General features: G+C 54.9%; 13 protein-coding genes and 2 tRNA genes. 11 read left to right on the top strand and 4 right to left on the bottom strand.

What is annotated here, in order from left to right; translation table 11 throughout:
• Positions 1-195 precede the first annotated feature (195 nt).
• The 4 genes from ACKGJP_RS26345 (at position 196) to ACKGJP_RS26330 (ending at position 4,548) form a co-directional block, all read left to right on the top strand.
• Entirely contained in the window at positions 196-1,566 is a 1,371-nt protein-coding gene (locus tag ACKGJP_RS26345) for an Nramp family divalent metal transporter (protein ID WP_409341754.1), read from the top strand.
• A gap of 305 nt (positions 1,567-1,871) precedes the next feature.
• A complete protein-coding gene (locus ACKGJP_RS26340; RefSeq protein WP_409341753.1) occupies positions 1,872-2,930 on the top strand; it encodes a GerMN domain-containing protein in 1,059 nt (352 codons plus the stop codon).
• Between the two features lie 207 nt (positions 2,931-3,137).
• Positions 3,138-3,905, top strand: a complete 768-nt coding sequence (gene rph, locus ACKGJP_RS26335; RefSeq protein WP_409341752.1) for a ribonuclease PH — start codon at positions 3,138-3,140, stop codon at positions 3,903-3,905.
• Entirely contained in the window at positions 3,880-4,548 is a 669-nt protein-coding gene (locus tag ACKGJP_RS26330) for a non-canonical purine NTP pyrophosphatase (protein ID WP_409341751.1), read from the top strand. Before rph ends, ACKGJP_RS26330 begins: the two co-directional genes overlap by 26 nt.
• A gap of 200 nt (positions 4,549-4,748) precedes the next feature.
• On the opposite strand, the gene ACKGJP_RS26325 is transcribed toward ACKGJP_RS26330, so the two are convergent.
• A complete protein-coding gene (locus tag ACKGJP_RS26325) occupies positions 4,749-5,771 on the bottom strand; it encodes an NADH:flavin oxidoreductase/NADH oxidase (protein WP_409341750.1) in 1,023 nt (340 codons plus the stop codon).
• Between the two features lie 154 nt (positions 5,772-5,925).
• Here ACKGJP_RS26325 and ACKGJP_RS26320 point away from each other — a divergent pair, with 154 nt between their 5' ends.
• Positions 5,926-6,255, top strand: a complete 330-nt coding sequence (locus ACKGJP_RS26320; RefSeq protein WP_409341749.1) for a winged helix-turn-helix transcriptional regulator — start codon at positions 5,926-5,928, stop codon at positions 6,253-6,255.
• A gap of 123 nt (positions 6,256-6,378) precedes the next feature.
• Here ACKGJP_RS26320 and asnB read toward each other — a convergent pair whose 3' ends face one another.
• Together asnB and ACKGJP_RS26310 are read right to left on the bottom strand one after the other, a co-directional pair.
• The gene (gene asnB / locus ACKGJP_RS26315; RefSeq protein ID WP_409341748.1) at positions 6,379-8,220 is read right to left on the bottom strand and encodes an asparagine synthase (glutamine-hydrolyzing); all 1,842 of its coding nucleotides are present in this window, start codon (positions 8,218-8,220) and stop codon (positions 6,379-6,381) included.
• 281 nt (positions 8,221-8,501) lie between these two features.
• A complete protein-coding gene (locus tag ACKGJP_RS26310) occupies positions 8,502-8,645 on the bottom strand; it encodes a hypothetical protein (protein ID WP_158560350.1) in 144 nt (47 codons plus the stop codon).
• Positions 8,646-8,904: 259 nt separating this feature from the next.
• On the opposite strand from ACKGJP_RS26310, the gene hisJ reads away from it, so the two are divergent.
• Positions 8,905-9,741: a histidinol-phosphatase HisJ gene (hisJ, locus tag ACKGJP_RS26305; RefSeq protein ID WP_409341747.1), complete on the top strand. Its 837-nt coding sequence runs from the start codon at positions 8,905-8,907 to the stop codon at positions 9,739-9,741.
• A 208-nt stretch (positions 9,742-9,949) separates the two neighbouring features.
• Here hisJ and lepB read toward each other — a convergent pair whose 3' ends face one another.
• Positions 9,950-10,501: a signal peptidase I gene (gene lepB / locus ACKGJP_RS26300; protein ID WP_409341746.1), complete on the bottom strand. Its 552-nt coding sequence runs from the start codon at positions 10,499-10,501 to the stop codon at positions 9,950-9,952.
• A gap of 220 nt (positions 10,502-10,721) precedes the next feature.
• On the opposite strand from lepB, the gene ACKGJP_RS26295 reads away from it, so the two are divergent.
• From ACKGJP_RS26295 to ACKGJP_RS26275, 5 genes are all read left to right on the top strand, one after another.
• Positions 10,722-10,795 (top strand) — tRNA-Gly (locus tag ACKGJP_RS26295).
• A 684-nt stretch (positions 10,796-11,479) separates the two neighbouring features.
• Positions 11,480-11,556: transfer RNA gene (locus ACKGJP_RS26290), tRNA-Arg, on the top strand.
• Positions 11,557-11,894: 338 nt separating this feature from the next.
• Entirely contained in the window at positions 11,895-12,758 is an 864-nt protein-coding gene (locus tag ACKGJP_RS26285) for an ABC transporter permease (protein ID WP_409347258.1), read from the top strand.
• Between the two features lie 12 nt (positions 12,759-12,770).
• Positions 12,771-13,664, top strand: a complete 894-nt coding sequence (locus ACKGJP_RS26280) for a carbohydrate ABC transporter permease (protein WP_409341745.1) — start codon at positions 12,771-12,773, stop codon at positions 13,662-13,664.
• A 63-nt stretch (positions 13,665-13,727) separates the two neighbouring features.
• Positions 13,728-15,404, top strand: a complete 1,677-nt coding sequence (locus ACKGJP_RS26275) for an extracellular solute-binding protein (RefSeq protein ID WP_409341744.1) — start codon at positions 13,728-13,730, stop codon at positions 15,402-15,404.
• The last annotated feature ends 7 nt before the right edge of the window (positions 15,405-15,411 follow it).

Here is a 15,411-nt window from a genome sequence, read left to right as displayed (position 1 = left end):
GCTTGAACGGAAAGTCCGATCGCCATGATTGAATCGGCAGGAACGATTCCTACTACGTCTTCAACCATGACCTCTAGCTGCTATCGTCCGACTTCCGGGCTGCAACGGTAGAGGTATTTTTATAGCTTAATGTTTCCCTAGTGCAACAAAATTAGCTTGTCCCATCTTTGAGATACCGAACGGAGAGTGAACGATATGAGTCAAGAAACAGGAACTTTGCTCGCGCACGAGCAGCAAACCGGAGAGCCCAAGCAAGCCTGGCGCATCAATGACGGAAGGGCATCGCTGCCTGAAGTGCACCGGTCGCTCAAGATACCGACGAACGGATCTTGGCTGAAAAAGTTTTTAGCCTTCGCCGGTCCGGGGTATTTGGTAGCGGTCGGTTATATGGATCCGGGCAACTGGGCGACGGACATCGCAGGCGGCTCGGCGTTCGGCTATACGCTGCTGTCCGTCATCCTGATCTCCAATCTGATGGCGATACTGCTGCAGGCGCTTGCCGGTAAGCTTGGGATCGTTACAGGCAGAGATTTGGCGCAGGCTTGCCGCGATCATTATAAGAAACCGGTCGCTTTTACGCTTTGGGTGCTATGCGAGCTGGCGATCGCCGCCTGCGACCTGGCGGAGGTAATCGGTTCGGCCATTGCGCTAAACCTGTTGTTCGGCATCCCGCTCGTCTATGGCGTCATCATAACCGCAGTCGACGTGCTTGTCGTATTGCTTTTGCAAAATAAAGGATTCCGCTATATCGAAACGCTCGTCATCGTATTGATCGTCACCATCGGCGGCTGCTTCTTGATCGAAATGTTTCTGGCAAAGCCGGACATGGGCGGTATCGTAAGAGGATTCGTACCCAGCGCGGATATCGTAACGAATCCGATGATGCTGTATATTGCGATCGGGATTTTGGGCGCGACCGTCATGCCGCATAACCTGTACTTGCATTCGTCGATCGTGCAGACGCGCAGCTTTGAGCAAACAAGCCTAGGGAAACGCCAGGCAATCAAATATGCAACATGGGACTCGACGATCGCATTGTTTTTTGCTCTTTTCATTAATGCGGCGATTCTGATCATCGCTGCGGCAACGTTTCACAAAGCAGGGATGACGGAGGTCGCCGAAATTCAAGAGGCGTACAATCTGCTTACGCCGCTGCTCGGGACGACGATCGGCAGCGTTTTGTTCGGCGTGGCGCTTCTCGCCTCCGGCCAAAACTCGACGCTCACGGGTACGCTTGCCGGACAGATCGTGATGGAAGGGTTCCTTAACATCCGGCTCGCGCCATGGCTCCGCAGGCTGATTACGCGTTTGATCGCGATCGTCCCTGCCGTCATCGTAACCGCGATGTACGGGGAAAGCGGGACGGCGAAGCTGCTCATTTTAAGCCAAGTCATCCTGTCGCTGCAGCTTTCTTTCGCGGTCGTGCCGCTGGTGAAATTTACGAGCGACAAGGCCAAAATGGGCGAATTCGTCAACAAGCCATGGCAAAAAGCGCTCGCTTGGACAGTTGCGTTCATCATCGCCGCGCTGAATGCTTATTTGCTTATCCAAACCTTTTTCGGCTAACCGCCGAAGGAATCGCGAAACCGCCATTCGGCGGTTTTTTTGCCGTTGCCGGGTCTTCATTGAATCGTATCGGCGAGTCTCTATTTTTGCGGCTGGCCATTCGGAAAAAGCATCTAGAAAAGCGGCGGTTTCGTTGCGGGATATTGGACAAAACGTGGTTATAAAATAACCGGGGGCTCGTATACATAATAGTACAAACAGGCTAGCGACTATTCGTTGCCAAGCCGAAATTTTGGGCAGCAGGTCGAGCGACTTGCCGCTTACGATACTGCGTTTCTGAGGAGACGCTTGAGGAGGAATCGTATATGGCTATGCAAGGACGGATGCGCTGGCTTGCCGCGGCGGCCATTATCGCAGTGATGACGGCCGGTTGTTCGACATTCAAGGACAGCTCGAGCCAAGGCATCGACCCGCCGCCGATCGGGGCGGAGGAAATGATGAACGGCGGCGGTCAAGCGGGAACGGAAACGAACGCCCCCGTATCGGCGGCACAGTCGCAGCAGGTTACGGTGTATTTCAAGGATGACAAAGGATTTGTCGCGCCTCTTAGCATCCAGGTTCCGAAGAAAGAAGGGATTGCGGCGCAAGCGCTCGAGTATTTGGTGGACGGCGGCCCTGCCCAAAGCATGCTGCCGAAGGGCTTTGCCGGCTTGATTCCGAAAGGGACCAAGCTGACGGTAAACATCAATGCCGAGCAAAAGCTGGCGACGGTCGATTTTTCCAAGGAATTTTCCGCATATAAAGCCCAGGATGAGCGAAAACTGTTGGAAGCTATTACATGGACGCTAACCGGTTTTTCGACGGTCGATAAAGTAAAGCTTCGGATAAACGGCGCGGATCTGAAAGAAATGCCGGTTGCCAAAACGCCGCTCGATTCGCCGCTTACGCGTGCCAAGGGCATTAACCTGGAGCTCGCTCCGGGAGCCGAGATCGGCCAATCGACGCCGGTAACGGTATATTTCTCAAATACGTCGGCGGACGGCAATCACTATTTCGTTCCGGTGACGCGGATGATTACCCGAACCGATCAAGTCGCGAAGGCGGCCGTCGACCAATTGATTAAAGGGCCTTCTGGAAGCAAAGGCCTGTCCCAGGTCGTTGCGCCGACGGCCGAGGTGCTTGATGTGAAGCTGTCGAGCGATAAAACGACCGTAACGGTCGACTTCTCGGATAAAATATTGGGGCAGGACAAAAAGGTGTCCGCCGATGCGCTGCAGGCGGTCGTTCTTTCGGTAACCGAAAATACGGGAGCCTCTAAGGTGCAGATCTTGGTGAACGGCGACGTCAAGGTTACGGCTACGAACAATGAAAGCCTTAGCAAGCCTGTCACGCGGCCGACGAACATTAACCCGGTGAAAATGTAGCATTCGAAAAAGAGGGCGAACGCCCTCTTTTTCCATGCTTTACCGGATGCTGGCGGACGGTGGCCTATACTGAGCGGCTGCATTGCGGTCAACCGGCAGCGCCTTATACGAACGACGAGCGCTTTTGTGTTCTCGCAGCGAAAGGCGGGGTTCCTTGATCGGTTTTGGTAAAATGAAGTATACTTTACGCTGAGGGGGACGATCACAATGAGAGTAGATGGAAGGGCCGGCGATCAGCTGCGGCCGATTACGATAACGACAGACTATATCAAGCATGCGGAGGGCTCCGTCCTTATTGAAGTGGGCGATACGAAGGTCATTTGCACCGCTACGGTGGAAGACCGGGTTCCGCCCTTCATGAAAGGGCAAGGCAAGGGATGGGTAACCGCCGAATATTCCATGCTTCCCCGCTCGACGCAAGTGAGGAACCAGCGGGAAGCGGCGAAGGGCAAGCTGGGCGGCCGGACGATGGAAATCCAGCGGCTGATCGGGCGAGCGCTTCGTTCCGTCGTAGAGCTCGATAAGATCGGCGAGCGGACGATTACACTTGACTGCGACGTCATCCAGGCTGACGGGGGTACGCGCACGACGTCGATTACGGGAGCGTTCGTTGCCATGGCCATCGCGATCAACAAGCTGGTGGAAGCGAAACAGATGGCCAAGTTTCCGATTACGGACTTTTTGGCTTCGGTAAGCGTCGGCATCGTTAACGGCGTACCGGCTCTCGATCTTTGTTACATAGAAGATTCGTCCGCCAAAGTCGATATGAACGTCGTCATGACCGGACAAGGCAAGTTCGTCGAAGTTCAGGGCACAGGGGAAGAAGAGCCGTTCTCGCGGGCTGAACTGGACAGTCTGCTTGCGCTGGCCGAGTCCGGGATCCACTCGATGATCGAGCTGCAGCGTCAGGTGCTCGGCCCGATTGCCGGACGAATTGGAGGAGCGGCGCATGCGGCAAACGCTACAAACCGGTAAAACGCTCGTCATCGCTACGCGCAATCGCGGCAAGACAGCGGAGTTTGCCAGGATGCTTGAGCCCTTCGGCATCGAAGTGAAAAGCTTGAACGACGTGCCGGATATGCCGGACATCGTCGAAGACGGCCAAACGTTCGCCGACAATGCGCTGATCAAAGCTCGTGCGATCGCGGAAAAACTTGGCGAGCCGGTGCTGGCGGACGATTCGGGGTTGTGCGTCGATGCGCTTGACGGCGCCCCGGGCGTCTGGTCTGCGCGGTACGCAGGCGAGGGAGCGACCGACGCGATGAACAACGCGAAGCTGATCGCCGAGCTGGCTCACCGCGTTCAGCCTCGCGAGCTGCCTGAGCGGACAGGAGCGGAAGGGGAGCCGCATCCGCTCGTGCTGAGCGGTGCGGCCTTCGTCTGTGCGCTGGCGCTCTACGATCCCGCATCGCGGCAAGCGCTGCACGTCGAAGGCGAATGCCGCGGCTATATCGTCAGCGCGCCGCGCGGCGAAGGCGGGTTCGGCTACGACCCGCTCTTCTACGTGCCGGAGCAGGGACGTACGATGGGCGAGCTTGCGGCCGAGCGCAAAAATCAAATCAGCCACCGCGGCGAAGCGCTGCGGAAGCTGACGGCCATACTGGAGAGCGGGGAATAGCCCGCTCTCTTTTTCGAATTCGATAGGGCGGAGCAAGCCGACGCCGTACGGACGAAGAAGCCGTCAAACCCCTTGGAAAGCGGGTTTGACGGCTTCTTTACTGGTATTCGTCATTCGAATTTCTGAATGCCAGAGAAATGGTATGGCGCGCAGTTGTTAGGAACGACCGCTTCGCTTTTATTCTTCGGAAAGCGTATATATCAATACCCTCGCTCATATTGCTTCGGGAGCGGCGGCTTGGCGCCAAGCTCGCGGAGCGCGTGCGTCGCCCAGTACGGATCGCGCAGCATGCCGCGTCCGACGGCTACGAGATCGGCGTCGCCGTTTGCGACGGTCGCATCGGCAAGCTGCGGCTCGTCAAGCATGCCGACGGCGATGACCGGCAGCTGCAGCTTTTCTTTGACAGCGCGAGCGAACGGTACTTGATAGCCCGGGTAGTTGCCCGGCTTGCGTGGACCAGCCGGACCGCCTTCCCCGCCCGTGCTGACATGAAACAGGTCGACGCCCGCTTCCTTGTACCGCTCGAAGACGGCCAGACTATGTTCCAAATCGTAGCCGCCCTCCATATACTCGATGGCGGAGACACGCATCAGCAGCGGCATTTCGGCCGGCATGACGCTTCTCACTTCGCGTATAATTTCGCTGCCGAACAGCGCCAGGTCGCGTCCGTATTCGTCTTCCCTGCGGTTCATGCCGGGGGAATGGAACTGATGGATCAAGTAGCCGTGCGCGCCGTGCAGCTCGATCGTGTCGACGCCGGCGGCGACCGCCCGTCTTGCGGCTTCGCGGAAGCGGACGATCATTTCCCGCACCTCGGCCGTTTCGAGCGCCCTCGGGACTTTGGCGTCCGGCGCAAAAGCGATCGCCGACGGCGCGACGGGAACGGCGGCGTCGAGCGCCTTACGGCCGGCATGGGCGATCTGGATGCCGATTTTGGACCCATAGCGCTGCACCTCGGAGACGATGCGGGCAAAGGCGGGGATATGATCGTCCGACCATAAGCCGAGATCATAATCGGAGATACGTCCGTCCGGCTCGACATCGGTCATTTCCATAATAATTAAACCGGATCCTCCTACGGCTCGCGACACATAATGGACCAGATGCCAGTCATTCGGCTTCCCGTCCTTCGCCGTTACGGAATATTGGCACATCGGCGGCATGACGATCCGGTTGGGCAACGATAAATTTTTCAATGTATAGGGTTCGGATAAACGCGGCATGGCAGCTCTCTCCTCTTTCTGTTTGATAAGCGATATTGTATGCAATAAACTATCGATTGAAAAGTAGTGATCTTTTCGTTATATTATTTCCCTAAAGTAAGTAATGGGCTATACTTGGCTTTAGGACGATTTTATGGAATCGGGGAGAAGATGAATGGAAGCCAAAAAGTTAACCAAATGCGATCCCGGCATGTCATGCTCGATCGAGAAGGCGATAGAGATTATCGGCAGCAAGTGGATGTTCCTCATCATTCGCGATCTGCTGCTCGACGGTCCGAGACGGTTTGGGGATCTGCTCAAATCGCTCGAAGGCATCAGTCCCAAAACCCTTTCCGTCCGGCTGAAGGAACTGGAGCGCCACGATATCGTCAATCGCACCGTATTTCCAGAAATACCGCCTCATGTCGAGTATTCGTTGACCGAAAAGGGGAAACAGCTGGAATCCATTTTCGTCGAGCTGAAAATGTGGGGAGAAACGCTTTAGCTTAGCGTTCCCTCAACATACAAAAAAGCGGCCGCTGGAATAAACGGTCGCTTCTGTCAGCATACGTATTGCCTGCTGATCGTTCTTTTGTAAGGAAATCGGCGATGCTCTCGCTTTAAGGGTCTATACGCTGATTTTGTAGGTCCGCAGCCAGGCGTCCATCTGAATTAAATAGGCAAACAGCTGCGGAGTGCTCATCAGCTGACCGAACCAAGGGAAGTTCGAGCGCGGCGTCGCGGTATCGATCAGCTCCCGCACCTTGTCGGCATTGATCAGCGGAAGCAGAGGAGAGGATGGGTCATTCACGATGTCGCGCAGCCAGGTTCTCGTTTTCTCCAAATAATTCGGGTTGTGCGTTTTCGGATAGGGGCTCTTTTTGCGGGTGAGCACATCGTCGGGCAGAATGCCGACGAGCGCTTTGCGGAGAATGCCTTTTTCCCGGTCGCCCGCCGTCTTTAGTTCCCAAGGAATGTTCCACACGTATTCGACCAGGCGATGATCGCAGAACGGCACGCGCACCTCCAGTCCGACGCCCATGCTCATCCGGTCTTTACGGTCGAGCAGCGTAGGCATGAAACGGGTAATGTTCAGATAGGAAATTTCTCTCATCTTGCGCTGCTGCGGCGTTTCGCCGGCCAGATGCGGCACTTCGTCGAGCGCTTGCCGGTACCGGTCCCGCACGTACTGCTCCGGCTTCGTCCAGTCGATCAGCTCGGAGGACATGATCTGCAAGCGGTCCGCGAAGGAGAGGGACCAAGGAAACGTATCGGCATTCAGCGCCTCTTCGCGATGAAACCACGGATACCCGCCGAAAATTTCGTCAGCGGCTTCGCCGGATACGGCGACGGTGGCGCCTTTTTTGATCTCGCGGCAGAACAAATAAAGCGAGCCGTCAATATCGGCCATCCCGGGCAGATCCCGGGCCTGCATGGCCGGAATAAGCGAATCCGCCAGCTCCGGCGTATCGAATTGAAACGAATGCGGCTCGGTTCCGAGATATTCGGTCATTCGTTTAATCCATGGAGCGTCGGAGTTCGGCTGGAACGAATTAGCCTGAAAATGCTTGTCGTTGTCGACGTAATCGATCGAATACGTATGCAGCTGTCCTTGATTGTTCCTGCTGTAGTAGGAAGCGGCGATCGACGTCAAGGCGCTCGAATCGAGACCGCCCGACAGCAGCGTACACACCGGAACGTCGGAGACGAGCTGGCGCTCGACCGTATCGATCAGCAGCTCGCGGACATGCTGCGTGGTAGCCGCGGGATCATCCGCATGCTCGGAGCTTACCAGCGTCCAATAGGGACGTATGCTGGGCCCATTGCGATCGTATACCATCGCATGACCTGGCTTCAGTTCATGCATGTTTTGATAAACGCCTACGCCTGGCGTACGCGCGGGACCGATCGCGAACAGTTCGGCAAACCCTTGCGCATCGACTTTGGCAGGGAAGTCGGGATGAGCGAGAATGGCTTTCGGCTCCGAGCCGAACAGCAGGACGCCGCTCAGCTCCGCGTAGAATAACGGTTTAACCCCCAGCCGGTCTCTCGCCATAAACAGCGTTTGGTCCTGGTCGTTCCAAACGGCAAACGCAAAAATACCGTTCAATCTGTCAAGGCACGCTCTTCCCCATTCGATGAAGGATACGAGCAGGACTTCCGTGTCGCAATGCGTCGTAAACTTGTACCCCCGCTGGAGCAGCTCGCCGCGCAGCTCGATCGCGTTGTATAGCTCCCCGTTGTATACGAGCGTATACGTGACATCCCCGTTCAGCCGGGTCATCGGCTGCGCGCCGTTCTCCGGATCGATGACGCTAAGACGCCGATGCCCGAGGGCGCAGTGCCTCGAAATCCAAGTTCCGGAGGCATCCGGTCCGCGGGCAGCCATCGTTTCGGTCATATTTACAAGAATGGAAGGATGGCGGGTCAAATCGTTTTGCCAATCGATCCACCCCGTTATTCCGCACATTCGCATTCATCCCCTTCCAGCTTACTGACATGGTTAATCGATGCCGGATTCGACATTAGCGACCATAATGATACAGGGTATGCGGCTAGTGCGGATATGATGTCTGTCCGGGATCGCGAATGGCGGCTGGCGGAATGCGGTTGCGCATAAGGCCGATGTTTGATGCCGTACGTTTGCAGAGACGATGAACAATCAGCGGAGATAACCTTTCTGAATCGTTGAAAAAGACGGGACTCCATGTCCCGCCTAGGTAACGCCCTTATATCCGGAATCCGGTGCGCTTATAACTGGCTCTCAATGACGCTGCATGCCTGTTTGATTTTTTCGACTTCATTGCGAATGTCCATTTCGCCGGTCGTATTTTGCAGCTTATTGCAGCTTTCCTGGATTTTGCGCGTTTGTTCTTTAACCGCCGTGCTTGCCATCAGGATCACCTCCGATTAGTGAATGGGTGTAAGCCACCCGACGGTTGTAGTATGACTGAACGCGCCGATTGCTATGTACGCATTTTTACAGCGAATGACTTTGCCGGGGTCGGCGGGGTGACGCGGGAACATCTTCATGTTAGACTGAAAAGAAGGCGTCTTTATCGACGGCGCAGGATGTGCCGCGGAAAATAGTCCGCGCGACGTACAGACTATCGGTAGAACGGGACGCCGTAACGATGCAGCGGGGTGAGTAAAAATGGCATTCAAATGGGATGGCCATACGCATACGAAGTTTTGTTACCACGGCAGCAGTGACGAAGAAGAGCTTTACATCGACCGCGCGCTCGCTCTCGGTTTCGAGCGGTATACGATCAGCGAGCATCCACCGCTGCCGGCGCGTTGGATTCCGTCCAACGACAAGCTGATGGGCGAGCTTGCCATGCCGGAAGAGGAGCTTCCTGCCTACATGGCTTACGCACGCGGGATGAAGAGCCAATATGAAGGACGAATCGACATTGCAGTCGGACTCGAATTCGATTATTTGCAGGGACGAACCGATTATACGGAACGCATTGTCGACAAATGGCAAAAGGATATCGAAGATGTCGTATACTCCGTTCATTATTTGCCGGGCGTAGACGGGATGCGCTGCATCGATTTCACGCCGGACGATTTCAAGGAAGGGCTGCTCGCCCACTATGGTTCGATGGCCAAAGTCGTTGACGAATATTATAACCACGTCGAAGCTGCGATTGCCTTCGCCGCAAGCCTACCTATGCGAAAGCGGATCGGTCACATCAATCTGATCGAGAAGTTCAGACTTGCTTTGCCGGAAATCGACGATACGCAAATCCGCAAAAGGCTGCAAGCGATTATTCCGCAATTGGAATCGGCCGGAGTCGGCATCGACGTCAATACGGCGGGCCTTCGCGTGCAAACCTGCGGCAAGCCGTACGTGCCGGAATGGTTTTTGCAGGAGTGCGTCAAGAGGGGCATCGAATGCGTCTACGGCTCGGATTCGCATCGCCCGGATCATGTGGGAACCGGCTGGGACTGGTACGAAGCTCAGATGGATGCGGCAAGTGAAAAGTAGTAGGGGTTACATATGGCAAGACAGCCGCTATTTCCGTTTACGGAGATGGCGGTTTTTACTGTGCAGATAGTTCGGGATTGCTGACCGGCGGCCAGCGGAAGGGTTGGGCGATTGAGGGTTCGAGGGATTGTGCAAAGGCTGCAGCAATGAAAAAAGCGCCCCGGTCTTGCGACCGGAACGCTTCATATACGATCTGTACGAAGGATAGCTACATTTTTTTACCGAGAACGTGATCGAAAGGGACGAAGCCGATCTCCCGGCTGTCCGTGCTGTGGTTCCGGTTGTCTCCCATAACGAAGATGTGGTCCTCCGGAACGACGTACGTTTTCTCCCCTGCGGTGTTCATCTGCTCTTTTACGTATGGCTCTTCTAGAAGCTCGCCGTTGCGGTAGACGCTGTGGTTTTTGATGACGATCGTGTCTCCCGGCTTGCCGATCACCCGTTTGACGAAGTAAATGTGATCGTCTTCCTTGCCCGAAATGAGGCTCAAAAGGCCGTTTTCCAGCAGGTCGTCCTTGAAGGTCCGCTTGCGGTCGACCCGGCTGTCGATGATCACGATGTCGGAATAGTCGGCCTCGAAGGCGAACGTGTGCGTCAGCTTGGATACGAATATTCGTTTGTTGTCCTGGAGAGTGGGATCCATGGAATGTCCGAGCACTTTGGTCGGCTGCACGACGAAGGTGCTGATCAGTAGCGAAATGATAACGGCTACGGCAATCGAGCTGCTCCAGCTCCACACTTCACGCAATAGTTTTTTCATGATTGATACCTCCGTCGGCAGAATGGCTCGCACGCGCAAGTCCGAGCTGCTATTCCACCAGTATACCGTGCCTGGAATCAAGCCTGCAAGTTTTGCTTATAGGCGTAAACGGGGGGGGAATCCCCGCGCCCGAGACAGTTCCCCGCCGCCGCAGCCAAGCAGAATCGCGATTGCGTTTATAAACCGAATGTGCTACTATTAATTCCACTTAAAGGTATATGCGGGTGTAGTTCAATGGTAGAATGCCAGCTTCCCAAGCTTGAGGCGAGGGTTCGATTCCCTTCACCCGCTCCATAATGAATCGCACATTCCACCCTATTTGAGTTTTTGCTCAAATGGGGTGTTTTTGTATTTTGGCAAACGTAACTAGGCGACGTGAAAGACTGCTAAATTCACATGTATCCGCAGGAGAGACGAATTAGACGACGTGAAGGACTCTTATCCAGCGCGGAATCGGCGAAAACGGTCGGTGTGGGGCAATTAGGCGACGTGAAGGACTGCTAAATTCGAAAGAATTGGCATAAGCGACGATTTAGAAGACGCCTGGGTCTGTTTGACTAGTGCAAACCGCCCGACACCGCCTGCTGCTAGAAATACAGCCGCCTCATTAACGCCTGTAGCCAAAAGTGTGTTGCCCCAATACCGACAGCTCCTAGAAGTATGGCCGCGCAGTTTAGATGGCGTTTGCTCGGGGTGGTCAGTAACGGTGGTTTGTGAAGTATTGCTTGTCCCCAAAAGCTTTTTAGCAGCGTGAGACTCTCCTCCTTTGGTCCCGCCAGCAGCCTTAATGTCCGGGGTAGTCGGCATGATTTAAGAACGATATTACGCTCACTCAAGGTTTCCGATCAGCAGCGTCGTCGACTGAAACGGGCAAAAGGGAATGGACGCCGTTACGCGCATTCTGAAAGTTTTGCCAAAAAAATCTTGCGCGAACGCTTGCGCCTCATGCGCATTCGTGTTATATTATAGTTCGCTCGTGTCCCAGTAGCTCAGTCGGATAGAGCACTCGCCTTCTAAGCGAGTTGTCGGGGGTTCGAATCCCTCCTGGGACGCCATTTTTGCCACATTTGCTTTTCCAAGCAATCAACGAACAGCCACACTCTTCGGAGGGTGGCTTTTTTGCGTCCCGCGATGTTTTCAAGACCATCCTCCTTCTGTATAAATTCCCAAATAATACGCTTTCATTGATTTTTATCACATTTCGTTGTTTAGGCAAGTAGTCGCGAGAAAGCCCCTCCCGGTAAGATTAGAAGCGAGGTCAACGACGAACGACGAAAACGAAAGGGTGGTCGGATTGGAGCAACAAGCGACCGTTATCGGCACGGACAGTCAGAGGGCGGTCGAGCGCAAATCCAAGGTCGCAGCTTGGCTGAAGCAGTGGGATTTGCAGCTTATGGTTTTGCCGGCTTTGGCAGTTGTTATGGTATTCAGCTACTTTCCGATGTACGGGGTGCTGATAGCGTTTCAAGATTATTCCGTCTTCAAGAGCATGTGGGCGGCGCCATGGGTCGGATTCAAGCATTTCCGCATCTTTTTCGAATCGCCCGAGCTGTACGTCATTATGCGCAACACGCTTGTCATCAGCGGGCTCAAAATCGCGATCGGCTTTCCGGCCCCGATTGTTCTAGCGCTCATGCTGAACGAGGTGAAAAATATGGCATTCAAGCGAGTCGTACAGACGATCAGCTACTTGCCGCATTTTCTCTCGTGGGTGATCGTTGCGAACTTCACCATCTCGATGCTTGCGAGCGACAATGGAAGCGTAAACATTTTGCTGCAGTCGCTGAACGTCATCAAGGAGCCGGTTCCGTGGCTGTCCATACCGGAATACTTCTGGACGATACTGGTCACCGCGAACGTGTGGAAGGAAATCGGCTTCGCATCGATCGTCTACTTGGCGGCCATCGCCAGCGTCGATCCCCATCTGTACGAATCCGCGGCTATAGACGGCGCCAGCCGGTTTAAGATGATGTACTTGATTACGCTCCCTTGCATCATGCCCGTCGTAACGGTTTTCTTCATTCTGGCGGTGGGCAATTTGCTGAATGCGGGCTTCGAGGATTTGCTCCTCTTCGGCGTCAACCCGGCGCTTCGCGATGTATCGGACGTCATCGACACGTTCGTGTACCGCATGGGTATCAACTTGAACCGTTATTCGTTTGCTACGGCGGTCGGCTTGTTCAAGGCGGTCGTCAGCGTAACCCTGCTGATCGCAGCGAACCAATTGGCGCGCCGCACCGGCAACAGCCTATGGTAAGGAGGAACTCGATTGAAGCTGGCCATAGAAGATCGCATCTTTCTCATTGTCATATATGCAGCACTGCTGATTCTCGCATTCGCAACGTTTTATCCGTTCTGGAACTCGGCCGTCATTTCGTTCAACGAGGGAGCGGATACGAGCATCGGCGGCGTCACGTTCTGGCCGAGGGCGTTCACGCTCGAAAATTATGAGATCGTTTTGAATGATCTCCGGTATTTGAAGGCGTTCGGCGTATCGATCGCACGAACGGCAGTAGGCACATTCTGCACGATCGCCGTCACGTCGCTGCTCGCATACGGCATGTCCCGCAGGGAGCTTATCGGGCGCGGTTACTATATGACTTTTTGCGTCATCACGATGTATTTTGGCGGTGGCTTGATCCCGACCTTCCTGCTCATTCGCAGCATCGGCTTGATGGACTCGTTCTGGGTGTTCGTCATTCCATCGCTGGTCAGCGTGTGGAGCATGATCATCTTCCGGACGTTTTTCAAAGAGATACCGGCCGGTCTCGAGGATGCGGCCCGAATCGACGGCTGCGGATACTGGGGCACTTACTTGCGGGTCGTCGTACCGTTGTCCGGGCCGGTTATGGCGACGCTCGCTCTGTTTACGGCGATCGCGCATTGGAACGACTGGTTCGTCGCCTCCATCTATATCAACAACGAAAACATGCTGCCCGTGCAGGCGCTTCTCAAGCGGATGCTCGATTCGAACCTGGCTTCCGAGCAGCTCGGACAGCTCGATTCCGCCGCACAAAGCTTTGTCGTGAAAGCGAGCAAGTATACGACCAAGTCGCTGACGATGGCCACGATGATGGTCATCACGGTACCGATCATTCTCGTGTATCCGTTCTTGCAGCGGTATTTCGTCAAGGGCGTCCTCGTCGGATCGCTTAAGGAATAGTTCCGGCTTCAAAGCTACCAGCTTTAAGCATATACTAGTAATATAAGGAAGGGGCACGTAAGCATGAAGGATTGGCGTCAAAAAGGGGTAGGAGCCTTAGCGGTTATTATGGCGGCAGGCACCGTATTGGCCGGCTGCGGCAGCGACGGCGGCACGAAGACGGGCGCGAGCTCGAGTCCGAGTCCGGCCTCGACTGCAGCGGGTGCTGCATCGGAAGCGCCGAAGTCGAACGCGTTCAAAGTGGGTAGCGAGCCGGTATCGTTCACGCTGTACGGACATTATGGCTGGTATACGCAGCCTCCATGGGGCAAGGACGTATTCACCAAAGCCGTTCAGGATAAGTACAAAATCAACATTACGGCCGTTCAGGCCGGCGGCAATGCGGATGCGAAGCTGAATACGATGATCGTATCGAACGACCTGCCCGACGTCATTTGGGGCGATAGGGACCAATTCAATCGGCTGATGGAAAACGATCAGCTCGTGGCGCTCGATCCGTATTTGGACAAATACCCGAACCTCAAGAAGTGGGCGGGCACGGAAATTCTCAACTCGCTGCGCCATACGGACGGCAAGCTCTACTTGTTCCCGAACTGGTATACGAATAAGCCGACAGGCAACGCGGGCTATGTCGTCAATAAGAAAATATACAACGAGCTCGGCAAGCCGAAGCTGGAGACGCTCGACGATCTGTACGCATACTTAAAGCTGGTCAAGGAGAAGTATCCGGACATCACCCCGTTCGAGCCGGGGCAGGCGTCCGAAGGGAAGGGCGTGGATATCCTGTTCTCGGCCTTCCGCGAGTTCAATCCAGCTTCCTATATGGGTACGCTGCGAGCGCTTCCGAAGGACGGCAAGTTCACTTCCCTGTTTGCCGATCCGGTGTTTAAAGAGGCGCTTACGTTCGTCAACAAGCTGCACCGCGAGAAGCTGATGACCCAGGATGCGCTGACGCAGAAGCTGGATCAAGTGAAAGAAAAGCTTAATACGGGACGCGTCGCCGTATTCGCGGACATCCAGGGGACGGAGATTGGCGGACCGGCCGACGCGCTGCTGAAGAAAAAGGATCCCGATGCCGGCTACTTTATGATTCAGCCGATCTACAAAGCCGGGCTCAACCCCAAAAATATTAAGATCGCCCACTACGACCGCGCCGGCTGGAATGCAGCAGGGATAACGAAGAAAGCGAAAGATCCGGAGAAAATTTTCGCGGTGCTCGATTGGATGACCAGCGAGGAAGGCACGAGGGAGATCATCTGGGGACCGGAAGGCATGTACTGGCAAGGACTCGATGCCGAAGGCCTGCCGAAGCTGACGGATAAGTTCGTGTCCGATCCGGAACGCCAGAAAAACATGAGCGACACGGATAACCTTCAGTTCGTCGGCAACTCAACTTACAACGACAAGATCAAGGTCAAGGCGGAGCAAATGCTTCCACCCGAAAAGCGTTCCTGGGCGACGACCTACCAAAGCACCGTCACATGGGATTCGCATATGGATTTGACGGCGATGCGCGGCATCGAGCCGCCTAAGGACAGCGACGAAGGCATCATTCGCGAGCGCGTTATCGAGCTGTACAAAAAAATACGCGCGCAAGCGATATTGGCGAGCAGCCCGGAAGAGGTTTCGCAAATTATCGACAAAGCGGAGAAGGATGCGCAAGCGCTCGGCTACCAGAAAATGCTCGACTATTACACGAAGAAGTGGAAAGAGAACGAAGCCAAAATGGCGAAGAAGTAAGCATCGC

Source organism: Paenibacillus litoralis (assembly GCF_046244365.1).
Taxonomy (GTDB): Bacteria; Bacillota; Bacilli; order Paenibacillales; family NBRC-103111; genus Paenibacillus_V.
This window is presented reverse-complemented; position numbering and strand designations above follow the sequence as displayed.